Genomic DNA, 21,425 nt, shown 5'->3' on the forward strand with positions numbered 1-21,425 from the left:
CCTCAGACTTTGGAAGTAGTGAAGCAATGGCCAAGCGAATCGATGTGAGCGGACTCACCGCCTTCTACGGCGCCCACAAGGCGATCGAGGACATCTCGATGACCGTGGAACCGCGTTCGGTGACGGCGTTCATCGGCCCCTCCGGCTGCGGCAAGTCGACGTTCCTGCGCACCCTGAACCGGATGCACGAGGTGACCCCCGGCGGCCGCGTCGAGGGCAAGGTGCTGCTGGACGACGAGGACCTTTACGGCAGCGCGGTCGACCCGGTGTCGGTGCGGCGCGAGGTCGGCATGGTGTTCCAGCGCCCGAACCCGTTCCCCACGATGTCGATATTCGAGAACGTGGCGGCGGGCCTGCGCCTGAACGGCGGGTACCGCAAGAGCGAGCTGGACGACGTGGTGGAGAAGTCGCTGCGTGGCGCCAACCTGTGGAACGAGGTCAAGGACCGGCTGAACAAGCCCGGCTCCGGCCTCTCCGGCGGCCAGCAGCAGCGGCTGTGCATCGCGCGGGCCATCGCCGTGCAGCCGCGGGTGCTGCTGATGGACGAGCCGTGCTCCGCGCTCGACCCGATCTCCACGCTCGCGATCGAGGACCTGATCGGCGAGCTGAAGGAGCGGTTCACGATCGTCATCGTGACGCACAACATGCAGCAGGCGGCGCGCGTCTCGGACCGTACGGCCTTCTTCAACCTGGCCGGGGTGGGGCAGCCGGGCCGGCTGGTGGAGATCGACGACACCGAACGGATCTTCTCCAACCCGTCGGTGCAGGCCACGGAGGACTACATCTCGGGCCGCTTCGGCTGAGCCGCTGAGCCCCTCGCGGTGCTGCATGGCGGTGCCACCGCGAGGATGTGAGAAGGGCCCGCTCCCGGTGTTCCGGGGGCGGGCCCTTTCTCCGTCGGCGGGGCGGGGCTACAGCACGGCCAGGTTGACCAGCTCGAAGGCGCCCGCCGCGACCAGCGCGGCGGCCGGCATGGTGATGAACCAGCCGAGCACGATGTTCTTGGCGACGCCCCAGCGGACCGCGTTGACCCGCTTGGTCGCGCCCACACCCATGATCGCCGAGGTGATGACATGGGTCGTGGAGATCGGCGCCTTGAACAGGAACGCCGTGGTGAACATGATCGACGCGCCGGTCGCCTCGGCGGCGAAGCCCTGCGGCGGGTCCAGCTCGATGATCTTGCGGCCGAGGGTGCGCATGATGCGCCAGCCGCCCGCGTAGGTGCCCAGCGACAGCATCAGCGCACAGGAGATCTTGACCCAGACCGGGATCGGGTCGCCGAAGGTCTCGTTGCCGGAGATGACCAGGGCGAGCACCACGACACCCATGGTCTTCTGCGCGTCCTGGAGACCGTGGCCGAGTGCCATGCCCGCCGCCGACACCGTCTGGGCTATGCGGAAACCGCGCTTGGCCTTGTGCGGGTTGGACTTGCGGAACAGCCACAGGATGGCCGTCATCACCAGATAGCCGCCGATCAGACCGACCACCGGGGAGAGGAACATCGGGATGACGATCTTCTCGACCACCCCGCCCCACAGCACGTCGATGCCGCCCGCCAGCGCCGCGCCCACCATGCCGCCGAACAGCGCGTGGGAGGAGGACGAGGGCAGGCCGAAGTACCAGGTGGCGAGGTTCCAGACGATCGCGCCGATCAGCGCGGCGAAGAGGATGGCCATCCCCCTGGAGCCGTGCGGGGTCTCGATCAGGCCCTCGGAGACGGTCTTGGCGACGCCGGAGCCGAGGAAGGCACCGGCGAGGTTCATCACGGCCGCCATCGCCAGCGCGGCGCGCGGGGTCAGCGCGCGCGTCGACACCGAGGTGGCGATCGCGTTCGCGGAGTCGTGGAAGCCGTTGGTGTACGTGAAGCCGAGCGCGACCCCGACGGTCACGATCAGAGCGAAGGTGTCCATCGACGCCTCAGGACTCCTTGACGGCGATGGTCTCCACCGTGTTCGCCACGTGTTCGAACGCGTCCGCCGCCTCTTCCAGCACGTCCACGACCTGCTTGAGCTTCAGCACCTCGATCGCGTCGTACTTGCCGTTGAAGAGCTGGGCGAGCAGCTTGCGGTGGATCTGGTCGGCCTGGTTCTCCAGCCGGTTGACCTCGATCCAGTACTCGGTGAGGTTGGACATGGTGCGCAGGTTCGGCATGGCCTCCGCCGTCAGCACCGCGGCCCGCGCCAGCACCTCGATCTGCTGCTCGACGCCCTTCGGCAGCTCCTCGATGTTGTAGAGGACGACCAGATCGACGGCCTCCTCCATGAAGTCCATGATGTCGTCGAGCGACGAGGCGAGGTTGTAGATGTCCTCGCGGTCGAACGGCGTGATGAAGGAGGAGTTGAGCTGGTGGAAGATCGCGTGCGTGGCGTCGTCACCGGCGTGTTCCGCGGCCCGCATACGCTCTGCGATCTCGGCTCGGGCGGATGAGTCCGCCCCGAGCAGTTCCATCAGGAGCTTCGAGCCGGTGACGATGTTGTCCGCGGACGCGGCGAACATGTCGTAGAAGCTCGTCTCCCTGGGGGTCAGACGAAAGCGCACGTGTGGTCCTCGGGATGCTTTGGTTTCGGTCAGGCTGATGCTAGGCGCATCATCCGGCCACGGCTATCGGGCCATCCCCCAGTGTCGCCCATCGGGCACCGTGCTCGGCACGGGGGACCTCCGCCCGGTCCGCTACCCCGCGAAATTCGTTACGATATACCCACCAGGGGTATGTGTCCCCGCCCGTCCCGAGATGGAGGCCCGCGATGACGACGACCGAGGCCGGCGCCACGCACGGTTACCACCACCAGAAGGACGAGCACCTCAAGCGGCTGCGCCGGATCGAGGGCCAGATCCGGGGGCTCCAGCGCATGGTGGAGGAGGACACGTACTGCATCGACGTGCTCACCCAGGTCTCCGCCTCCACCAAGGCGCTCCAGTCCTTCGCGCTCCAGTTGCTGGAGGAGCACCTGCGGCACTGCGTCGCGGACGCGGCCCTCAAGGGCGGCGACGAGATCGACGCGAAGGTCGACGAGGCGACGAAGGCCATCGGACGCCTGCTGCGCACCTAGTACCTAGGCGGCGGCGCGGTCCTCGGTGACCCGGAGCACCTCGTCTATGCTCGCCAGGCTCAGCCGGTCCTCGGCGGCCGAGGCGGCGATGATCAGCTCGCCGCACAGCTCTATCTCCGCGAGGGCCACGTGGTCCTGCACCGCCGTACCGCCGACCGGAGCCACGCGCGTCACCTCTTCCTTGCCGGTACCGGCTTCCTAGAGTAGGGATCGCGCCACGTGCCGCGCATGGCACGGACGGGCTAGTCCGCGCGCGACGGGGCGGACTAGTCGGCCGGGGCCCCCTGGCCCTCCGCGAGGCGGCCGGCGTAGATGTCCGCCTCGCGGGGGAGCGTCACGTCGACCTCGGTGCCGAAGCCGTGCAGCAGGGTGGTGGAGGCGACCGCCACGGCGGCCGCCTGCCGTCCGTTGACGAAGCTGAAGCGCTGGCGGAGCTTGCGGATGCGGCCCTCGTCGTCCAGATACGCGTCGAACGGGACCTCGGCCGTGGCGAACCCCTTGGCCGCCGCCGCGAGCGGCGCCCGGTTGTCCGCCGAGGCCGCGCGGGCCGCGCCCGCCAGATCGGCGGTGCCCCGGTAGTGCCGTACGGCGGTGCCGCCGACGCTGGTGCGGCCCACGTAGGTCGCGGTACGGGTCCCGCGCAGCACCTCGGCCGCGGCGTACGGGTCGGTGGCGCCGCCGGTGACCAGGTTGCCGTCGGAGGTCGTGGCCGCCTCCATCCGGACCCATTTGTCGGCGGGCACGCCCGCGCCCCGGTTCTTCATGAACAGGGCGCCAGGGGTGAGGAGTTCGGTGATGGGCCGGTGCTCCGGGGTGCCGGTCGGGTCCGCCGGCAGGACCACGGTCAGTTGGCCCAGGCGCCGCTTGAAGTCGTAGACGCCCCGGCCCCGGATGGTGACCCGGGTGCCGCCGGTGGCCATCTCCATGGAGGTGGTGGCCCGGGCGGTGCCCGCCGCGCGCAGGGTGTCGGCGGCCTGCCGGAGCACGGCCACCGGCTTGCCGCCCGCGCCGTTCACCCCCTCGGCGGCGGCCCCGCTGCCGGAACACCCCGAGGCGCCCGCCCCGAGCCCGACCGTGAGTCCCATGATCCCCACCGCGACGCCCGTCCTGCCCGCGCGCGTGTACTGCCGCCGATCCATTGGCCTGCCTTACCCCCAGCCGGTTACGCCCGTCACTGGCCCCCTGTCGTTCGGTTAACGACGGGTAGGGAGTGCCGTCACGCGCTGTCCCGTCCCCGGAGGAAGAGGGAGGGGTGCGCGCACGCCCCGGCGCGCGGCCGGTAGCGTGGCGCCGTGGCGTCGAAGGAGGGCCCCGAGGGGGCGCGGGAACACCGTACGGAGACGACCGAGCAGGGGCGCTTCTGTGTGGCGCGGTGCAGTTGCGGCTGGCGGGGTCCCGCCCGGCGGGCGCGCAGCCAGGCGCGGACGGACGCGGAGGGGCACCTCGGGGGAGCGTGAACGCTCCCGCCTCTTCGGCCCGCGCTCTCAGTGGTGTTCGAGCCGCTGGGTGAGCGCGTCGAGCAGATCGCGGTCGCGGGGGTGGCTGATCCGGGTACGCGCCTCGGCGGGCGTCAGCCACACCACCCGGTCCACCTCGGAGTTGGGCGTGAACGCCCCGGACACGGCCTCGGCGGCCCAGTACCGCACCTGCTTGGGGCGCCCGTCGACCGGATACCGCAGCGTCGGCAGCTCGGCCCCCAACTCGGCCGAATACCCCGTCTCTTCCCCCACCTCCCGCACGGCCGCCTCCTTCGCGGACTCCCCGCGCTTGAGCTTGCCCTTGGGGTGCGACCAGTCGTCGTACCGGGGCCGGTGCACGAGGCACACCTCCAGGGCGCCGGTACCGGGGGCACGGCGCCAGAGGACACAGCCGGCGGCACGGATGAGTTTGGGGAGCGCGTGGGGGCCGGTGGGCACGGGGGCTCCTCGGGGTCAGGGCGTCTGTTGCCAGATCTGCTGGAAGGTGAACCGGGCGGCTTCCACCTCGTGGCGTTGGTCGGCGTGGAGGACACCGAGGGCGTAGGCGGTGGCGGGGGCGATGCGGGGGGTGCGGGCGGCCTGGGCCGCCTCGGCGGCGGCCTCGGCGGCGTCGCGGTGGCGGGTCAGGGCCTCGGCGGCGGGGCGGAGACGGGGGTCGGCGGGGGCGGTGTGCGGGATCTCGCGGGCGTAGCGGTGCAGGCGGAGCAGGAGCCGCACCTGGTGCCAGGGGCCGTCCTGGGGGTGCGGGGCGGGGTCGGGGGAGAGGCCGTGGATCAGGGCCTGCGCGTTGTAGGGGTCCCCGGCGGTGACCAGGGGCAGCACGGAGACGGCACCGGCGAGGCGGTCCTCGGCGGCGGCGGCCAGCGGGCCCAGGTCGGCGGTGGCGGCGCCCGGCGCCAGCGGGACGTCGCTGGCCAGCAGGGCGACCCGGTCGGCGACGGCGTGGAAGCGGGCGGAGCCCAGCGCCTCCAGCGCGGCGGAGTGGGCCCGGGTCCGGGCCAGGGTGAGCCGGCGCTCCAGCAGCGCGCCCGCCTTGGCCGCACCCACGGTGAGGCTGCCCCGCTCGGGCACCGGCGCGGGTGCGCCGGCGTGCACGACGGCCCGTACCGGCGCGGGAGCCGACCCGGAGAGCCGGTGCAGTGCGAGCAACAGCCGGTCCAGCCGGGCCTCTTGTGCGTGCTCCAGCGCCAGGGTGCCCGACACCCAGGCCAGTTCGGGCCGCATCGAGTCGGCCCAGGCGGGGTCCAGCAGGGCCCGGAAGGTGTGCAGGGCGGCGCTGATCCGGCGGGCGGAGCGGCGCAGCGCGCGCCCCGCGTCGGCGGCACCGTCGGCCCCGGTCCCGTGCTCCCGTTGGGCCCGCAGCGCGCGCAGGAACTCCGTTGCCTGCGCCCGGAGATACACGGCGAGGTCGTCCCCGGTGGGGGCCGTCCCGGCGGTGGGGGCCGGGACGGTCTCCGGGTGGGGACGGTCAGGGTGTCGTGGTGCCACGCCGGCGCCTCCGGGCGTCAATGAGCATCTCCTGTACGTTGCGCAGGGGGTGTCCGTCGGCGTCGGTCGCGTGCCGGGTCCACTCGCCGTCGGGGCCCAGGTGCCAGGAGGCGGTGGTGTCGGACATGCCGGTGTCCAGCAGGCGGTTGAGGGACGCCCGGTGGCTCGGGTCGGTGACCCGGACCAGCGCCTCGATCCGGCGGTCGAGGTTGCGGTGCATCATGTCGGCGCTGCCGAACCAGACTTCGGGCTCGCCGCCGTTGCCGAAGGCGAACACCCGGGAGTGCTCCAGGAACCGGCCGAGGATCGAGCGGACCCGGATGTTCTCCGAGAGCCCCGCGACACCCGGCCGTACCGCGCAGATGCCGCGCACCCAGATGTCGACCGGGACGCCCGCCTGGGAGGCCCGGTAGCAGGCGTCGATGACGGCCTCGTCGACCATGGAGTTGACCTTGATCCTGACGAAGGCCGGGCGGCCCGCGCGGTGGTGCTGGATCTCCTTGTCGATGCGCGATATCAGGCCGTCCCGCAGGGACTTGGGGGCGACCAGCAGCCGGCGGTAGGTCTCGCGGCGGGAGTAGCCGGAGAGCCGGTTGAAGAGGTCGGAGAGGTCCGCGCCGACCTGCGGGTCGGCGGTGAGCAGCCCGAGGTCCTCGTACAGGCGGGCCGTCTTCGGGTGGTAGTTGCCGGTGCCGACGTGGCTGTAGCGGCGCAGGGTCTCGCCCTCCTGGCGGACCACCAGCGACAGCTTGCAGTGCGTCTTCAGCCCGACCAGGCCGTAAACGACGTGGCAGCCGGCCTCCTCCAGCTTGCGCGCCCACTTGATGTTGGCGTGCTCGTCGAAGCGGGCCTTGATCTCGACCAGCACCAGGACCTGCTTGCCGGACTCGGCCGCGTCGATCAGGGCGTCCACTATCGGGGAGTCGCCGGAGGTGCGGTACAGCGTCTGCTTGATCGCCAGCACGTCCGGGTCCTGCGCGGCCTGCTCCAGGAACGCCTGCACCGAGGTGGAGAAGGAGTCGTACGGGTGGTGCAGCAGCACGTCCCGCTGGCGCAGCGCGGCGAAGATGTCCGGCGCGGAGGCGGACTCCACCTCGGAGAGGTCCCGGTGGGTGCCCGCGACGAACTTGCGGTACTTCAGCTCCGGGCGGTCCAGGCTGTGGATGCGGAAGAGACCGGTGAGGTCGAGCGGGCCGGGCAGCGGGTAGACCTCGGCCTCGGAGATCTTCAGCTCGCGCACCAGGAGGTCCAGCACCTCGCGGTCGATGTCCTCCTCGACCTCCAGGCGGACCGGCGGCCCGAAGCGGCGCCGCATCAGCTCCTTCTCAAGCGCCTGGAGCAGGTTCTCCGCGTCGTCCTCCTCCACCTCCAGGTCCTCGTTGCGGGTGAGCCGGAAGGCGTGGTGCTCCAGCACCTCCATGCCGGGGAACAGCTCCTCCAGGTGCGCGCCGATCACGTCCTCCAGAGGGACGAACCGGCCGGGGCTGCTCTCCAGGAAGCGGGACAGCAGCGGGGGCACCTTCACCCGGGCGAAGTGCTTGTGCCCGCTGACCGGGTTCCGCACCACCACGGCCAGGTTCAGCGAGAGCCCGGAGATGTACGGGAAGGGGTGCGCGGGGTCCACGGCGAGCGGGGTAAGCACCGGGAAGATCTGGTGCCGGAACAGGGTGAACAGGCGGGCCTGCTCCTTGTCGGTCAGCTCGCTCCAGCGGACCAGGTGGATGCCCTCCTCCGCGAGCGCGGGGGCGACGTCCTCGTGGTAGCAGGCGGCGTGCCGCGCCATCAGCTCGCGCGAGCGGGACCAGATCATCTCCAGCACCTCGCGGGGCTGGAGCCCGGAGGCGGAGCGGGTGGCGACCCCGGTGGCGATACGCCGCTTCAGACCGGCCACCCGGACCATGAAGAACTCGTCCAGGTTGCTGGCGAAGATCGCGAGAAAGTTGGCGCGCTCCAGCAGCGGGGTGGTGGGGTCCTCGGCCAGCTCCAGCACGCGCTCGTTGAAGGCGAGCCAGCTCCGCTCCCGGTCCAGGAAGCGGCCCTGCGGCAGCGGGGCGCCGTCCGTGACCCGCTCCTCGTACACGTCGAGGTCGGTGTCGAGATCGGGTTCCAGGTCGGAGACGGTCGCCGCGACCGTGTGCGGCCGGTGGGCGGCGATCGAGCCCACGGGGGGCTGCGGCCGCAGGGCGGCGTCGGGGGACGGATGGGCCGGTACCTGGGCTTCTCGCTGACTCATGAACCCATTCTTCCGCGCCAGGGGCGTTACGGCAGCGTCTGTTCTCAAGTGATCCGCGGGAACGCACGCGCCGCCCTCGGCCCCCTCGGGCCGCGGCTGAAAGTGGGGGGCCACGGGTTCCATCGCCCGAGGGTCGCAAGCGGTTCTGAATCAAGGGTTACGGGCACATGACGTGCGGGAAATCGGGGGGCGGCCCGCAGGGGCCGGGGCCGCCCCCGGAGGTCAGCCGGTACGGCGGCGCAGCACCACGAAGGAGGCGGCGGTGAGCAGCGCGGTCACGACCAGCAGGACCGCGGTGGTGGTGAGCTGGAGGGGCCAGTAGTGGGAGGCGGGGTGGAAGGTGACGTAGAAGCCGGTGCCGCCGTGCTGCTCGTAGATCCGCCGGCAGACGTCCATGCTGGTCGCGTGGCAGTCCGGGGCCGGGATGTGCGCCCCGGCGCTGGTGACCAGGCCGTGCGAGAGCTCGACACCGGTGTACAGACCGCGGTAGCCGTCCTGGAATCGCGACACCTCGGTCACCGACGGCCACAGGTACGGCATCAGCCAGTGGGCGGCGGTGAACAGCAGCGCGGTGGCGGCGACGGTGATGCCGAGGGCGGGCAGGGTGCGCGGGACCAGCAGACCGGTCAGCGCGCCCACGGCCAGGGCGGTCAGACAGACGGCGACCAGGGCGGGGCCGTTGGCGTAGAAGGTGCGCAGGAGCCACCAGCCCGCGCGTGTGTCCACCCGGTCCTCGGACGCCGACCAGACGTACCGGTGGAGGGCCACCAGCACGCCGGCGCCCGCCGTGACGGCCGCGGCCGGCAGGGCGAGCCGGGACGCGAGCCAGCGTGCCGGGGTGACGCCTTGGGTCCAGGCCAGCAGCGCGGTGCCGGATTCCAGTTCCCGCGCGGTCAGCGTGGCGCCCGCCCAGGCGGCCACGAGGAACGGCATGAGGAACATGGCGTCGGTCAGAAGCTCGTACAGGTTGGAGTACCGGCCCATGGCCGCGCTGTCGACGGTGCACATGCTCTCCTGGCACGCCTGGAGCTGCTGCCAGCCGCGCGCGGCCTGGTCCATGAGCGGCCCCGCCAGCCACACCAGCAGCCCGACGCCCACGACCACCAGGGCCGCCCAGGTGATCAGCGCCCACCGGTGCAGACGGAACGTCCAGCGGGCGGAAACGGAGAGGGTGCTCACGCGGCGCGCTCCTCGGTCAGGGTGAGCGCGGGCGCGTCCGCGCCGCGCAGATGGGCGAGGACGAGGTCTTCCAGGGTGGGCCGCCCGGTGCGCCAGTCTCCGGAGAGCGGGCCGACCGGCCGGATCAGTGCGGAGAGCTGGCGCCCGGTGGTACGGGACTCGACGACGGTGTGACCCGTCAGGCCGTCGGCCTCGGCAGACCCGGCGACCCGCAGATGGGCGGCGAGCAGGTCGCCGATGTCGCCGGCCAGCCGCACCCGGCCGGAGCCGATGAGCAGCAGGTGGTCGCAGGACTCCTCGACCTCGGCGACGACGTGGGAGGACATCGCGATGGTGGTGCCGTGCTCGGCGGCCGTGCCCATCAGCACGCCCATCAGATCGTGCCGGGCGAGGGGATCGAGGTCGGCCATCGGCTCGTCCAAGAGCAGCAGTTCGGGTCGCTTGCCCAGCGCGAGGGCGAGCGCGACCCGGGTGCGCTGGCCGCCGGAGAGGGACCGTGTCCGGGCACCGGGGTCCAGGTCGCCCCCGGCGACGATCCGCTCCGCACCGGCCGCGTCCCAGTGGCCGGGGTTGAGGTCGGCGCCCATGCGCAGCGTCTCGGCGACCGTGAGCTGCGGATACAGCGGCTTGGCCTGCGCGACGTAGCCCACGCGGGGCCGGGCGTCGGCCGGAGAAGTGCCCAGGACCCGCAACTCGCCCTCGGTGGGCGCCATGAGACCGGCCGCGATGGCGAACAGGGTGCTCTTTCCCGCGCCGTTGGGACCCACCACGGCACACACCCGCCCGGCGGGCAGCCGGAACGCGCAGTCGCGCAGCGCCCAGGCGCCCCGCCGGCCGTACCGTCTGCCGAGGCCGACGGCCTCGATCGCGGTGTCGCTCATGAACGTTCTCCCTGGAAGTTCTTGTCGAGGACGGCCGTGAAGAGGGCCGCCATGTCGTCCCGGTCCCACCCGGCCCGGACCGCCCGCCCCGCCCACTCCTCCAGCTCGGCCCGCAGCGGCGAGTCGGCCGGGGCGGCGCCGAGCGTGCGGCGGACGAACGTGCCCATCCCGCGCCGCGCCTCCACCAGTCCCTCCCGCTCCAGCTCGCGGTACGCCTTCAGGACGGTGTTGGGGTTGATGGCGGTGGCCTCCACGACTTCGCGGGCGGTGGGCAACTGATCACCGGGGCGCAGCAGTCCGAGGCGCAGGGCCTGTTTGGTCTGCTGGACGATCTGGACGTAGGTGGCGACCCCGCTGTGCCGGTCGATGCGGTATTCGACCATGCGTTGAACCACCCTTTCACTAATTGAGTAGTGGAATGGTGGTGCAGAAGAGGGGCACCCGTCAAGCCGGGCGCCCCTCAACTCAGCGGATGTGCCTCAGGGTTCAGGTCTCCGTGCGGTACATCAGGTCCGTCTCGTGGGTGGTGAAGCCCAGCCGCTCGTAGACCGACACCGCCGCCTTGTTGTCCGCGTCGACGTAGAGCATCGCGGTGGGCAGGCCGCGTCCGGCCAGGTGGCGCAGGCCGATCGTGGTGAGAGCTTTGCCGAGGCCACCGCCCTGGCGGCCGGGGCGCACCCCGACCACGTACACCTCGCCGAGCCGCTCCTCGGCGTGCGCCTTGGTCCAGTGGAAGCCGACCAGCTCGCCGTCCTGCTCGGCCAGGAAGAACCCGGCCGGGTCGAACCACGCCTCGCTCTCCCGGTCGTCCAGGTCGCGCCGGGTCATCGAGCCCTGCTCCGGATGGTGGGCGAAGGCGGCCGCGTTGACCGCGAGCCACGCCTCCTCGTCCCGGCCCGGCTCGAAGGTCCGTACCGTCACGCCCTCGGGCAGGACGGGGTCGGGCAGCTCCAGGCCGGTCAACGGGCGCCGCATCTGACGCAGTTCGCGGAACAGGGTCAGCCCCAGCACCTGGGCGAGGTGCCGGGCCGCCGGGTGGCCGCCGTGCGCCCAGACGCGCAGCCGCTTGCCGGAGGCGGCCAGCAGCGCGGTGCCGAGCGCCCGCCCGTGCCCGCGTCCCCGCTGCGAGGGGCGCACGACCAGCTCGGCGGCGGGTGCCTCCACCGGGTCGGTGTCCTCGAGCTGGGCGTAGCCGACCAGTTCGTCCCCGGCGTACAGCAGCAGGTGGGAGACGCCGGGGCGGGCGCCGCCGCGCAGTTGCAGCCGGCCCTGCTCGGACACCGGCTGCTGCCCGTCCGCGCGGGCGGCCTCGGCGAGGAGTGCGAGCACGGCCTCGGCCTGACCCGGCGTGAGTGCGGCGTGCGTCTCGATGGAGCGGGCGGGGAAGGACCGTACGGAGTCGTCGCTGCTCATGCGTACGAGGGTACGGCGCGCACGGCCCGCGCCGGGTGCTCGGAAATCCCGTTTCCGCCCGGCGGGGTCGAGCGGGGAGAATGCGGGCCATGGGACATCTGGACGTCGCGCATCTCGAGTACTACCTGCCGGACGGGCGGGCGCTGCTCGGTGATGTGTCGTTCCGCGTCGGCGAGGGCTCGGCCGTCGCGCTGGTCGGCCCGAACGGCGCGGGCAAGACGACGCTGCTCAGGATCATCGCGGGCGAACTCGACGCGCACGGCGGCAAGGTGAGCGTCAGCGGCGGACTCGGGGTGATGCCCCAGTTCGTCGGCGGCGTCCGGGACGAGTCGACCGTCCGCGATCTCCTCGTCTCCGTCGCCCCGAAGCGCATCCGCACGGCCGCGAAGGCGGTCGACGAGGCCGAGCACGCGATCATGACCGTGGACGACGAGGCCGCGCAGATGGCGTACGCCCAGGCCCTCTCCGACTGGGCCGAGGCCCAGGGGTACGAGACGGAGACCCTGTGGGACATCTGCACCACGGCCGCGCTCGGCATCCCCTACGACCAGGCCCAGTGGCGCCAGGTGCGCACCCTGTCCGGCGGTGAGCAGAAGCGGCTGGTGCTGGAGTACTTCTTCCGGGGCCAGGACGAGGTGCTGCTGCTGGACGAGCCGGACAACTACCTGGACGTGCCCGGCAAGCGCTGGCTGGAGGAGCAGATCCGGGCCACCCGCAAGACCGTGCTGTTCATCTCGCACGACCGGGAACTGCTCGCCCGCTCGGCCGAGCGGATCGTCAGCGTGGAGCCCGCCGAGGGCGGCGCCGACGTCTGGGTGCACGGCGGCGGCTTCGCCACCTACCACGACGCCCGCCGCGAGCGCTTCGCCCGCTTCGAGGAGCTGCGCAGGCGCTGGGCGGAGAAGCACGCCCAGCTCAAGAAGCTGGTGGTCACCCTCCAGCAGGCGGCCTCGGTCAGCCACGAGATGGCCTCGCGGTACGCGGCCGCCCAGACCAGGCTGCGCAAGTTCGAGGAGGCCGGGCCGCCCCCTGAGCCGCCCAAGGAGCAGGACATCCGGATGCGGCTGCGCGGCGGCCGTACCGGCGTGCGCGCGATCACCTGCGAGGCGCTGGAGCTGACCGGGCTGATGAAACCGTTCGACCTGGAGGTGTTCTACGGCGAGCGGGTCGCGGTCCTCGGCTCCAACGGCTCCGGCAAGTCCCACTTCCTGCGCCTGCTGGCCGGCGCCGACATCGCGCACACCGGGCTGTGGAAGCTCGGCGCGCGGGTGGTGCCGGGGCACTTCGCACAGACCCACGCCCACCCCGAGCTGGTCGGCCGCACCCTGCTGGACATCCTGTGGTCCGAGCACTCCCAGGCACGCGGCCCGGCCATGTCGATCCTGCGCCGCTACGGCCTGGACCGGCAGGCCGAGCAGAACTTCGAGCGGCTCTCCGGCGGCCAGCAGGCCCGGCTCCAGATCCTGCTGCTGGAACTCGCCGGGACCACCGCCCTGCTGCTGGACGAGCCCACCGACAACCTCGACCTGGAGAGCGCCGAGGCCCTCCAGGAGGCGCTGGAGGCGTACGAGGGGACCGTGCTGGCCGTCACCCACGACCGCTGGTTCGCCCGCTCCTTCGACCGCTTCCTGGTCTTCGGCTCCGACGGCCGGGTCCGCGAGACCCCGGAACCGGTGTGGGACGAACGCCGCGTGGAGCGCGCCCGCTAGGGCTGCTCCTGGTACGTCTCCGGCGGGGGCGTCGGCGCGCCCGGCAGCCGGACGGTGGCGACCGTGCCGCCGTCCGGGGCGCGGTCGAGCGTCACCTCGCCGCCCGCCTGCTGGACCGTACGGGCCACGATGGACAGCCCCAGCCCCGAGCCGGGCAGCGCGCGGGCGCTGGGGGAGCGCCAGAACCGGTCGAACACGTAGGGGAGTTCATCGGCCGGGATGCCCGGACCGTGGTCCCGTACGGTCAGCACGCCGTCGGTCAGCCCGACCTCGACCGTGCCGCCCTCGGGGCTGAACTTCACCGCGTTGTCCAGGATGTTGACCACCGCGCGCTCCAGCGCGGAGGGCTCCGCCCGGACGAACCAGGGCTCCAGGTCCGCCGTGATCGTCAGCTCCGGCCCGCGCAGCCGGGCCCGGCGCAGCGCCTCCTCGAGGGTCTCCTGGAAGGAGAACACCTGGACGCGCTCCCCGCGCTGCCCCTCGGCGCGGGACAGCTCCTGCAAGTCCCCGATCAACGCGGCCAGTTCGGTCATCTGCGCCTTCACCGAGGCCAGCAGCGCCTTGCGGTCGGCGGCGGGGATCGGGCGGCCGGTCTCCTCGCTGCGGGTCAGCAGCTCGATGTTGGTGCGCAGCGAGGTGAGCGGGGTGCGCAGCTCGTGCCCGGCGTCCGCGATCAACTGCTGCTGGAGGTCGCGGGACCCGGCCAGCGCGGTCGTCATCGAGTTGAAGGACCTCGAGAGCCGGGCCACCTCGTCGTCGCTGTCCTCGGCCACCGGGATGCGGACGGCCAGGTCCTCGGTGCGGGCCACGTGCTCGACGGCCTCGGTCAGCTTGTCCACCGGCCGGAGCCCGGCCCGCGCCACGGCGAGCCCGGCCACGCCCGCGCCCACGACCCCGATCCCGGAGACGAGCAGCAGGATCAGCGCCAGGTCGCTCAGGGTGCGCTGGGTGTCCTTCAGGGAGAAGGCCACCATCACGGCGACCTCGGGGTACGGCTGCCCACCGGGCGCCCCGCCGACCGGCACGGCGCTGGTCATCACCCGTACGTCGTCGCCCTTGGAGTCGACGCCGTCGCGCAGGGTGCGCCGGCCGAGGGTGGCGTGACGGGCGGCGGCCACGTCCGCTTCGGTGGCCTTGACCGTGCCCTCGGAGAACGGGGTGACGCAGGTCTTGCCCTCGGCGGTCACGATCTGGAGGTAGAGGAAGGACGGCGGGCCCTCGTCGGCGCCGGGGGACTGCGGGCAGGTCAGCAGCAGCGTGGTCACCTGGTCGGGGCTGAGCGGGCGGCCGAGGCTCTGGAGGCGCTCGTCCATCTCGCTGTAGAGCTTGCCCTGCACGATGAACCAGCAGGTCACCGACACCGCGGCCACCGCGAAGGCGACGGCCGCCGCGACCAGCATGGCCAGCCGGGCCCGGATCGGCAGCGCCCGGTAGCGGCGCATCAGCCTTCTCACTCGGCGCCGCCCTGCCGCAGTACGTACCCGACACCCCGGACGGTGTGCACGAGCCGGGGCTCGCCGCCCGCCTCGGTCTTGCGGCGCAGGTACATCACGTACACGTCGAGGGAGTTGGAGGAGGGTTCGAAGTCGAAGCCCCACACCGCCTTGAGGATCTGCTCACGGGTCAGCACCTGGCGCGGGTGCGCCATGAACATCTCCAGCAGGGTGAACTCCGTACGGGTCAGCTCCACCGGCCGCTCGCCCCGCCGGACCTCCCGGGTGGCGAGGTTCATCCGCAGGTCGCCGAACGTGAGCGCCTCGTCCTCGCGGGCCTCGGCGGACACGCTTCCCGCGTACGAGCTGCGCCGCAGCAGGGCCCTGATGCGGGCGAACAGCTCGTCCAGCTCGAAGGGCTTGACCAGGTAGTCGTCGGCCCCGGCGTCCAGTCCCGTCACCCGGTCCCCGACCGTGTCCCGGGCCGTCAGCATCAGGATGGGGGTGGTGTCCCCGGTGTTCCGGATGCGGCGGGCGGCGGTCAGGCCGTCCATGCGGGGCATCTGGATGTCCAGCACGACCAGGTCGGGCCGGTAGTCCCCGGCCTGCTCCAGCGCATCCGCTCCGTCGACGGCGACCCGGGTGTCGTACCCCTCGAAAACGAGGCTGCGTTCCAGGGCCTCGCGTACGGCCGGTTCGTCGTCGACGATCAGGATGCGCTGGGGGTCACGGTCGCCTTCGGCGGGGCTCATCGCTGGCGGTACCTCGTGGGTGCGGTGGGTCGTGGACGGGCGGTTCTCAGCCTCGCACGTTTCGGCGCCGCGGCGTCCGAGGCCGGGGGGTCAGACCCCGGCCGGGGTGAGCCGGGTCAGGGCGGTGAGGCGGTTCAGCGGCACCTTGCGGCGGTGCGGGCGGGCGGCGGAGGTGCGCAGGCCCATCAGCTGGGGCGCGGGGGAGGGCAGCTCGGGCAGGCGGGGGGTGGGGTCGGGGGTGTGCAGCTCGTGCGCCACCTCGAGGGCGAGGGCGACGTTCGCCGGTCCGGAGACAGGGGCCTGGTGCGAGACGTTCTTGATCATGACGTTCTCCCTGCTGCTCGGTGCTGCTCGGTGCTGCTCGGTACTGCGCTGGTGCTCAGGTACGTGCTGTCAGCTCGTGGAACCCGCCCGCAGCTTCGCCAGGTCGGCCTTGACGGTGTCGACGGGGATGGCGAAGCCGAGTCCGATGCTGCCCGCGTCCGAGGACGAGGAAGCCTGTGAACCCGAGGAGTACATGGCGGAGTTGATCCCGATCACCCGGCCGGAGGCGTCGATGAGGGCGCCGCCGGAGTTGCCGGGGTTGAGAGAGGCGTCGGTCTGGATGGCCTTGTAGGTGGTGGTGGAGGAACCGGTGTCGCCGTTGAACTCACGGCCGCCGAACTGGAACGGCCACTGCTCGTCGCCGCCCTGTCCCTGGCCGCTCTGGCTGTCCTCGGTGGAGACGGTCACGCCCCGGTCCAGCGCGGAGACGATGCCGCTGGTCACGGTGGAGGTCAGCCCCTCGGGGGAGCCGATCGCCACGACCGTGTCGCCGACCTGGACGCTCGAGGAGGTGCCGAGCGGCGCCGCCTTGAGCCCCGAGGCCCTCTCTATTTTCAGCAGCGCCAGGTCCTTGGAGCTGTCGGTGCCGACCACGCGGGCGGTGCGGCTGGTGCCGTCGCTGGTGCGCACCTTCACCGAGGAGGCGCCGGAGACGACGTGGTTGTTGGTGACGATCTCGCCGTCGCTGCTGACGATCACGCCGGAGCCGGTGGACGAGCCGTTCGCGAGGGTCGCGTTGACCTCGACCACGCTCGGGGTGAGCGCCGCGGCGATGTTCGCCACGTCGCCCTTCTTGCCGGCCGCGACCACCGGGGTGGCCGTGTCGGTGGCGGTGGTGCCGTGCCCGGTGAGCTGCTGGAAGGCGTAGGCGGTGCCTCCGCCGACCGCGGCCGCGACCAGCGCGACCGCCGCGAGCAGCGTGACCGGGCCACCGGGACGCTTGTGCCGCCGCCCGGGCACCGGCCCCGCGGTGGGGGCGTGGGCCGGCGGGGGCGGCCACTCGGGGTGCACGCCGGCCGCGGGGAAAGCCGCGTACGGCTGTGCGGTACTTCCCTGCGGGTGCTCGTCCTCGTGGCCGCCGATGCGGCGCGTGCTCTCGGTCATACGAGGAGCATGTCCCGCGACCATGAGAGCTTCCTGAGGCCCGGCTGAGAACCCCGGAAGAACCGCCTTCGGTTCCGATGAGACCCTTGTGACCTGCGGGTTCAGCCCGCGCAGCCGCAGCTTGCGCGGACCTGGAGGCGGGAGGGGAAGGTCTTCAGCCGCTCCCGGCGGGAGCCCGCCACACGCAGACCGTCGTCCAGCACGAGGTCGACCGCCGTGCGGGCCATCGCCGGGCGGTCGGAGGCCACCGTGGTCAGCGGCGGGTCGGCGAGCGCCGCCTCCTTGATGTCGTCGAACCCGGCCACCGCCAGCTCGCCCGGCACGTCCAGACGCAGCTCGCGGGCGGCCCGGAGCACGCCGATGGCCTGGTCGTCGGTGGAGCAGAAGATCGCGGGCGGCCGGTTCGGCCCGGCCAGGATCTCCAGCGCCGCCCGGTAGGCGTCGTAGCGGTTGTACGCGGCCTCGAAGAGGCGGCCCTCGGTGGACAGGCCCGCCTCGGCCATCGCCCGGCGCCAGCCCTCGACGTGGTCGGAGACCGGGTCGCCCACGGCCGGGGTGTCGGCGGTGCCGCCCATGCAGGCCACGTAGTCGTACCCGTGCTCCAGCAGGTGGCGGACGGCGAGCTGGGCGCCGCCGAGGTCGTCGGTGGTGACGGCGACGTCGTCGATGGCCTCCGGGCGCTCGTGCAGCAGCACCACGCGGGCGTCCCACGCCTCGATCTCGGCGGCGGCCTGGTCGTTCAGCGCGTGCGAGACGAGGATGAGACCGGAGACCCGCATGCCGAGGAAGGCCCGCAGATAGTGGACCTCGCGCTCGGCGATGTAGTCGGTGTTGCCGACCAGGACCATCTTCCCGCGCTCGGAGGCGGCCTGTTCGACCGCGTGCGCCATCTCCCCGAAGAAGGGCTGGCGGGCGTCCGGGATGATCAGACCTATGAGGTCGGTACGGCGCGAGGCCATCGCCTGGGCCACCCGGTCCGGGCGGTACCCCAGCTCCTGGATGGCCGCGAGGACACGCTCGCGCGTGGCCGGAGCGACCGGCCGGGGTCCGTTGTTGATGACATAACTGACCACGGCGGTGGAGGTCCCCGCCAGCCGTGCCACGTCATCCCGAGTCACCTTCGCCACGCGCGGAGTCTACGCGGATTGACCCGCTCTGGGCAGGGCATTCGTGGCGTGGACCGCGGGCCGGAGACAGCCGGGGTGCCCTGGCACTACCCCGGCCCGAGCGGCTTTAAGCGTCCGCCGCGACCCCGCTGTCCTCGCGGACGGCGGAGGTGTCCCCTTCCGCCGCCTTTGCCCGCCCCGACGCGGCCCGCCGGGCCTCGGCACGGGCCTCCTCGGCGGCCCGGTCGGGCTTCTCCGGGGTGACGAAGCGGTATCCCACATTGCGGACGGTGCCGATCAGCGACTCGTGCTCCGGGCCGAGCTTGGCCCGCAGCCGCCGTACATGTACGTCCACGGTGCGGGTGCCGCCGAAGTAGTCGTAGCCCCAGACCTCCTGGAGGAGCTGGGCGCGGGTGAAGACGCGGCCGGGGTGCTGGGCCAGGTACTTCAGCAGCTCGAACTCCTTGAAGGTCAGGTCGAGCACCCGGCCCTTGAGCTTCGCGGAGTAGGTGGCCTCGTCCACGGAGAGGTCGCCGTTGCGGATCTCCATGGGGGAGTCATCGGTGACGAGCTGCTGGCGGCCCATGGCGAGCCGGAGCCGGGCCTCGACCTCGGCCGGGCCGGCGGTGTCCAGCAGTACGTCGTCGATGCCCCAGTCGGCGGTGACGGCGGCGAGCCCGCCCTCGGTGACCACCAGGACGAGCGGACAGCCCGGCCCGGTGGAACGCAGCAACTGACACAGGCTGCGCACCTGGGGGAGGTCGCGGCGGCCGTCGACGAGGATGACGTCGGCGCCGGGGGTGTCGACGAGAGCGGGGCCCTCCGCCGGGGCGACCCGCACGTTGTGCAGCAGCAGGCCGAGGGCGGGGAGCACCTCCGTCGACGGCTGGAGGGCGTTGGTCAGGAGCAGCAGCGAACTCATACGTCTGGTTCCTCCTCGGTCCCTGCGAGGACGCGTCCGGTGCGGTACCGAAAGCACAAAAGGACTCGGGGGCTTCACTGCCCGAGTCCTCTGCCCAGCAGAATAGCCCACATGAACAACCGTCCGGCGGGTCATGCGCCACGTTCCACCATTCGTCCGAATTCCGAGACGGGTCAAGCCCCCGGTGTCCGGACTTTTCTGCGTACGGCCGACGGAATTCCGGTGGATTCCGTATACGATCCCGGACCCGCCGTATACGAAACGGGCCCGGCCGACGTGGTCTTCGTGGTCGCGCACGGCTTCACCGGGGACGTGGACCGGCCGCACGTGCGCCGGGTGGCCCGCGCGCTGGCCGCGTACGGGGCGGTGGTGACCTTCTCCTTCCGGGGCCACGGCGCCTCCGGCGGGCGCTCCACGGTGGGCGACCGGGAGGTCCTGGACCTGACGGCGGCGGTGGACTGGGCGCGCGGCTTCGGGCACGCGCGCGTGGTGAGCGTCGGCTTCTCCATGGGCGGCTCGGTGGTGCTGCGGCACGCGGCGCTGAACCCCGGCACGGTCGACGCGGTGGTCTCGGTCAGCTCACCCGCCCGCTGGTACTACCGGGGCACCGCGCCGATGCGCCGGCTGCACTGGCTGGTCACCCGCCCCTCGGGCCGGCTGGTCGGCCGCTACGGCTTCCGCACCCGTATCCACCACCGCGACTGGGACCCGGTGCCGCTGTCCCCGGTGGAGGCGGCCGCGCGGCTGGCACCGGTCCCGCTGCTGGTGGTGCACGGTGACAGTGACGGCTACTTCCCGCTCGACCACCCCCGGATGCTCGCCGACGCGGCCGGGGAGGCGGGCGAACTCTGGCTGGAGCCGGGCATGGGCCACGCCGAGAACGCGGCCGGTGACGAGCTGCTGGCCCGGATCGGCCGCTGGGCGCGGGCGCGCACCGGGCAGGGGACGGACTAGCCTTGGCGGCACCGTCTTTATTTGTTGTTTCCCGCTGTCCGATGAGGAACGAGATGCCCAAGGTCACGGTGCGCTACTGGGCCGCCGCCAAGGCCGCGGCCGGGACCGCCGACGAACCGTACGACGCCGGCACGCTCGCCGAGGCGCTGGCCTCGGTCCGCGAACGGCACCCCGGCGAACTCACCCGCGTGCTGCAGAGGTGCGCGTTCCTCGTCGACGGCGCTCCCGTCGGGACCCGCGCGCATGAGACGGTACGGCTGGCCGAGGGCGGCACGGTCGAGGTGCTCCCGCCGTTCGCAGGAGGATGAGGCGTTGAGCGACCAGCAGTCGTACGAGGGCGGCCCGTACTCGGGGTACGACCCCTACGGGCAGCCGCAGACCCCGGGCAACTGGGCCCCGCCCCCGGGGCAGCCGCAGTTCCCGAACCCCTACGCCGACCCCTACGGGGGCCAGCAGGGCGCGGCCCAGCAGTGGCAGGGGCAGACCTGGGACACCCAGAACCACGCGCGGGTGCCGGTGGCCGGGCAGACGTACCAGCAGGCCCCCGCGCCCCAGCCGGTGCAGGAGCCCGAGCCCGCCTTCGGTCCCGCCACCCTCGCCGGGAACGCCCGGATCACCGACGCCCAGCGGGCCCGCCTGGAGGGCCGTTCCCCGGTCATCGAGCCCGGCATCCAGCCCGCCGCGCTCACCGCGCTGCTCGGCGCCCTGCTCGCGGTCGCGGCGCCCCTCGGCTCGTACGCCCTGGTCGTGCCGCTGGTGCTGCTCCAGGCCGTGACGGCGGCCGGCTGGTTCCGGCTGAACGGCATGTGGCCCGCTCGGCAGGGCATCGCGCTGGCCTTCCTCGGCGGCCTGGTCGCCGACGCGGCCGTGCTGGCGTCGGGCCGCGAGCAGGCGCCGGTGGCGATCCTCGGCCCGCTCGGCATCTGGGTCCTGCTGGCCCTGGTCCTCCAGCTCCGCTCGCACGCCTCGCCGGACGAGCGGATGTACGGCCTGATGGCCACGGTCGCCTCCTCGGCGCTCGCCATCCTCGCCACCGGCTACCTGGGCGCCTCCCCGGCCGCGGTGTCGGTCGGCGCGGCGGCGGTCGCGGTCGCCGTCCTGGCCCGCGCGCTGCCCATGCCCACCCCGGTCTCGGTCGTCTTCTCCCTGCTCGCGGCGGCGGGCGCCGGCTTCGCGGTCGGCGGCCTGACCGACCTCGGCTCCCAGGGCGCGGCCCTCGGCGCGGGCGCGGCGGTCTGCGCGCTCATCGGCCACCGCGTCGCTGCTTACGACTACCCCTCCCGCTTCGTCCACTTCACGGCGGGCGTCGCCCTCCCCCTCGCCGCGGCCGCCCCGGCGGTCTGGCTCCTGGGCCGCGTCTTCGCCTGACCGGACTCACCCCGGCCGGGAGGCGATTCCC

Annotated in this window: 24 protein-coding genes; 7 read left to right on the forward strand and 17 right to left on the reverse strand. The window is 72.6% G+C overall.

Annotation, left to right across the window (positions count from 1 at the left end):
* Positions 1-26: 26 nt before the first annotated feature.
* Positions 27-803, forward strand: coding sequence for a phosphate ABC transporter ATP-binding protein PstB (gene pstB / locus OG448_RS16505; protein ID WP_405554656.1), 777 nt, complete (start codon positions 27-29; stop codon positions 801-803).
* A gap of 108 nt (positions 804-911) precedes the next feature.
* Here pstB and OG448_RS16510 read toward each other — a convergent pair whose 3' ends face one another.
* Entirely contained in the window at positions 912-1,910 is a 999-nt protein-coding gene (locus OG448_RS16510) for an anion permease (protein WP_405554658.1), read from the reverse strand.
* A gap of 7 nt (positions 1,911-1,917) precedes the next feature.
* A complete protein-coding gene (locus OG448_RS16515; protein WP_030804247.1) occupies positions 1,918-2,538 on the reverse strand; it encodes a DUF47 domain-containing protein in 621 nt (206 codons plus the stop codon).
* Between the two features lie 206 nt (positions 2,539-2,744).
* On the opposite strand from OG448_RS16515, the gene OG448_RS16520 reads away from it, so the two are divergent.
* Positions 2,745-3,050 (forward strand): metal-sensitive transcriptional regulator, encoded by a 306-nt coding sequence (locus tag OG448_RS16520; RefSeq protein ID WP_361661319.1) that lies wholly within the window; start codon positions 2,745-2,747, stop codon positions 3,048-3,050.
* A gap of 3 nt (positions 3,051-3,053) precedes the next feature.
* Here the strand turns inward: OG448_RS16520 and OG448_RS16525 are convergent, their stop codons facing one another.
* Positions 3,054-3,224 (reverse strand): hypothetical protein, encoded by a 171-nt coding sequence (locus OG448_RS16525; RefSeq protein ID WP_405554660.1) that lies wholly within the window; start codon positions 3,222-3,224, stop codon positions 3,054-3,056.
* Positions 3,225-3,316: 92 nt separating this feature from the next.
* Positions 3,317-4,135 (reverse strand): hypothetical protein, encoded by an 819-nt coding sequence (locus tag OG448_RS16530; protein ID WP_405554662.1) that lies wholly within the window; start codon positions 4,133-4,135, stop codon positions 3,317-3,319.
* Between the two features lie 207 nt (positions 4,136-4,342).
* Here OG448_RS16530 and OG448_RS16535 point away from each other — a divergent pair, with 207 nt between their 5' ends.
* The gene (locus OG448_RS16535; protein ID WP_405554664.1) at positions 4,343-4,507 is read left to right on the forward strand and encodes a hypothetical protein; all 165 of its coding nucleotides are present in this window, start codon (positions 4,343-4,345) and stop codon (positions 4,505-4,507) included.
* A 27-nt stretch (positions 4,508-4,534) separates the two neighbouring features.
* On the opposite strand, the gene OG448_RS16540 is transcribed toward OG448_RS16535, so the two are convergent.
* The 7 genes from OG448_RS16540 to mshD all read right to left on the reverse strand — a co-directional run bounded on the left by OG448_RS16540 (position 4,535) and on the right by mshD (position 11,722).
* Positions 4,535-4,966, reverse strand: a complete 432-nt coding sequence (locus tag OG448_RS16540; RefSeq protein ID WP_405554666.1) for an NUDIX hydrolase — start codon at positions 4,964-4,966, stop codon at positions 4,535-4,537.
* Between the two features lie 15 nt (positions 4,967-4,981).
* Positions 4,982-6,016: a CHAD domain-containing protein gene (locus OG448_RS16545; protein WP_405554668.1), complete on the reverse strand. Its 1,035-nt coding sequence runs from the start codon at positions 6,014-6,016 to the stop codon at positions 4,982-4,984.
* Positions 5,997-8,249 (reverse strand): RNA degradosome polyphosphate kinase, encoded by a 2,253-nt coding sequence (locus OG448_RS16550; protein WP_405554670.1) that lies wholly within the window; start codon positions 8,247-8,249, stop codon positions 5,997-5,999. The genes OG448_RS16545 and OG448_RS16550 overlap by 20 nt, the downstream gene beginning before the upstream one ends.
* Positions 8,250-8,471: 222 nt before the next feature.
* Positions 8,472-9,428 carry an ABC transporter permease gene (locus OG448_RS16555; RefSeq protein ID WP_405554672.1) on the reverse strand — a complete coding sequence of 319 codons (957 nt, stop codon included), beginning with the start codon at positions 9,426-9,428 and terminating at the stop codon, positions 8,472-8,474.
* A complete protein-coding gene (locus OG448_RS16560) occupies positions 9,425-10,309 on the reverse strand; it encodes an ABC transporter ATP-binding protein (RefSeq protein ID WP_405554674.1) in 885 nt (294 codons plus the stop codon). Before OG448_RS16560 ends, OG448_RS16555 begins: the two co-directional genes overlap by 4 nt.
* A complete protein-coding gene (locus OG448_RS16565; RefSeq protein WP_161199926.1) occupies positions 10,306-10,692 on the reverse strand; it encodes a GntR family transcriptional regulator in 387 nt (128 codons plus the stop codon). Before OG448_RS16565 ends, OG448_RS16560 begins: the two co-directional genes overlap by 4 nt.
* A gap of 103 nt (positions 10,693-10,795) precedes the next feature.
* Positions 10,796-11,722: a mycothiol synthase gene (gene mshD / locus OG448_RS16570; RefSeq protein WP_405554676.1), complete on the reverse strand. Its 927-nt coding sequence runs from the start codon at positions 11,720-11,722 to the stop codon at positions 10,796-10,798.
* Positions 11,723-11,811: 89 nt separating this feature from the next.
* Between mshD and OG448_RS16575 the strand changes: the two genes are divergently transcribed.
* Complete coding sequence (locus OG448_RS16575; protein ID WP_405554678.1) at positions 11,812-13,431, forward strand: ABC-F family ATP-binding cassette domain-containing protein; 1,620 nt, start codon at positions 11,812-11,814, stop codon at positions 13,429-13,431.
* On the opposite strand, the gene OG448_RS16580 is transcribed toward OG448_RS16575, so the two are convergent.
* The 6 genes from OG448_RS16580 to OG448_RS16605 all read right to left on the reverse strand — a co-directional run bounded on the left by OG448_RS16580 (position 13,428) and on the right by OG448_RS16605 (position 19,072).
* Positions 13,428-14,873 carry a sensor histidine kinase gene (locus OG448_RS16580; RefSeq protein ID WP_405554680.1) on the reverse strand — a complete coding sequence of 482 codons (1,446 nt, stop codon included), beginning with the start codon at positions 14,871-14,873 and terminating at the stop codon, positions 13,428-13,430. The genes OG448_RS16575 and OG448_RS16580 overlap by 4 nt on opposite strands.
* Positions 14,874-14,881: 8 nt before the next feature.
* The gene (locus OG448_RS16585; protein ID WP_405554682.1) at positions 14,882-15,616 is read right to left on the reverse strand and encodes a response regulator transcription factor; all 735 of its coding nucleotides are present in this window, start codon (positions 15,614-15,616) and stop codon (positions 14,882-14,884) included.
* A gap of 90 nt (positions 15,617-15,706) precedes the next feature.
* Positions 15,707-15,940: a hypothetical protein gene (locus OG448_RS16590; RefSeq protein ID WP_405554684.1), complete on the reverse strand. Its 234-nt coding sequence runs from the start codon at positions 15,938-15,940 to the stop codon at positions 15,707-15,709.
* 69 nt (positions 15,941-16,009) lie between these two features.
* Entirely contained in the window at positions 16,010-17,044 is a 1,035-nt protein-coding gene (locus tag OG448_RS16595) for a S1C family serine protease (RefSeq protein ID WP_405554686.1), read from the reverse strand.
* Between the two features lie 101 nt (positions 17,045-17,145).
* Complete coding sequence (locus OG448_RS16600; protein WP_405554688.1) at positions 17,146-18,171, reverse strand: LacI family DNA-binding transcriptional regulator; 1,026 nt, start codon at positions 18,169-18,171, stop codon at positions 17,146-17,148.
* Between the two features lie 106 nt (positions 18,172-18,277).
* The gene (locus tag OG448_RS16605; RefSeq protein WP_405554690.1) at positions 18,278-19,072 is read right to left on the reverse strand and encodes a winged-helix domain-containing protein; all 795 of its coding nucleotides are present in this window, start codon (positions 19,070-19,072) and stop codon (positions 18,278-18,280) included.
* A gap of 111 nt (positions 19,073-19,183) precedes the next feature.
* Here OG448_RS16605 and OG448_RS16610 point away from each other — a divergent pair, with 111 nt between their 5' ends.
* The 3 genes from OG448_RS16610 to OG448_RS16620 are packed head-to-tail and all read left to right on the forward strand — an operon-like array spanning position 19,184 to position 21,394.
* Positions 19,184-20,026 carry an alpha/beta hydrolase gene (locus OG448_RS16610; RefSeq protein ID WP_405554692.1) on the forward strand — a complete coding sequence of 281 codons (843 nt, stop codon included), beginning with the start codon at positions 19,184-19,186 and terminating at the stop codon, positions 20,024-20,026.
* Between the two features lie 53 nt (positions 20,027-20,079).
* Positions 20,080-20,334 (forward strand): MoaD/ThiS family protein, encoded by a 255-nt coding sequence (locus OG448_RS16615; protein WP_391299468.1) that lies wholly within the window; start codon positions 20,080-20,082, stop codon positions 20,332-20,334.
* A 4-nt stretch (positions 20,335-20,338) separates the two neighbouring features.
* Positions 20,339-21,394, forward strand: a complete 1,056-nt coding sequence (locus OG448_RS16620) for a hypothetical protein (RefSeq protein WP_405554694.1) — start codon at positions 20,339-20,341, stop codon at positions 21,392-21,394.
* Positions 21,395-21,425 lie beyond the last annotated feature (31 nt).

The organism is Streptomyces sp. NBC_01171 (assembly GCF_045039805.1).
Taxonomy (GTDB): Bacteria; Actinomycetota; Actinomycetes; order Streptomycetales; family Streptomycetaceae; genus Streptomyces.

Bases quoted from the DNA above. Each gene is read 5' to 3' on its own strand.
- pstB (WP_405554656.1), top strand. From the start codon at position 27: ATGGCCAAGCGAATCGATGTGAGCGGACTCACCGCCTTCTACGGCGCC.
- OG448_RS16510 (WP_405554658.1), bottom strand. From the start codon at position 1,910: ATGGACACCTTCGCTCTGATCGTGACCGTCGGGGTCGCGCTCGGCTTC.
- OG448_RS16520 (WP_361661319.1), top strand. From the start codon at position 2,745: ATGACGACGACCGAGGCCGGCGCCACGCACGGTTACCACCACCAGAAG.
- OG448_RS16530 (WP_405554662.1), bottom strand. From the start codon at position 4,135: ATGGGACTCACGGTCGGGCTCGGGGCGGGCGCCTCGGGGTGTTCCGGC.
- OG448_RS16550 (WP_405554670.1), bottom strand. From the start codon at position 8,249: ATGAGTCAGCGAGAAGCCCAGGTACCGGCCCATCCGTCCCCCGACGCC.
- OG448_RS16560 (WP_405554674.1), bottom strand. From the start codon at position 10,309: ATGAGCGACACCGCGATCGAGGCCGTCGGCCTCGGCAGACGGTACGGC.
- OG448_RS16565 (WP_161199926.1), bottom strand. From the start codon at position 10,692: ATGGTCGAATACCGCATCGACCGGCACAGCGGGGTCGCCACCTACGTC.
- mshD (WP_405554676.1), bottom strand. From the start codon at position 11,722: ATGAGCAGCGACGACTCCGTACGGTCCTTCCCCGCCCGCTCCATCGAG.
- OG448_RS16575 (WP_405554678.1), top strand. From the start codon at position 11,812: ATGGGACATCTGGACGTCGCGCATCTCGAGTACTACCTGCCGGACGGG.
- OG448_RS16580 (WP_405554680.1), bottom strand. From the start codon at position 14,873: ATGCGCCGCTACCGGGCGCTGCCGATCCGGGCCCGGCTGGCCATGCTG.
- OG448_RS16585 (WP_405554682.1), bottom strand. From the start codon at position 15,616: ATGAGCCCCGCCGAAGGCGACCGTGACCCCCAGCGCATCCTGATCGTC.
- OG448_RS16590 (WP_405554684.1), bottom strand. From the start codon at position 15,940: ATGATCAAGAACGTCTCGCACCAGGCCCCTGTCTCCGGACCGGCGAAC.
- OG448_RS16595 (WP_405554686.1), bottom strand. From the start codon at position 17,044: ATGACCGAGAGCACGCGCCGCATCGGCGGCCACGAGGACGAGCACCCG.
- OG448_RS16605 (WP_405554690.1), bottom strand. From the start codon at position 19,072: ATGAGTTCGCTGCTGCTCCTGACCAACGCCCTCCAGCCGTCGACGGAG.
- OG448_RS16610 (WP_405554692.1), top strand. From the start codon at position 19,184: ATGAACAACCGTCCGGCGGGTCATGCGCCACGTTCCACCATTCGTCCG.
- OG448_RS16615 (WP_391299468.1), top strand. From the start codon at position 20,080: ATGCCCAAGGTCACGGTGCGCTACTGGGCCGCCGCCAAGGCCGCGGCC.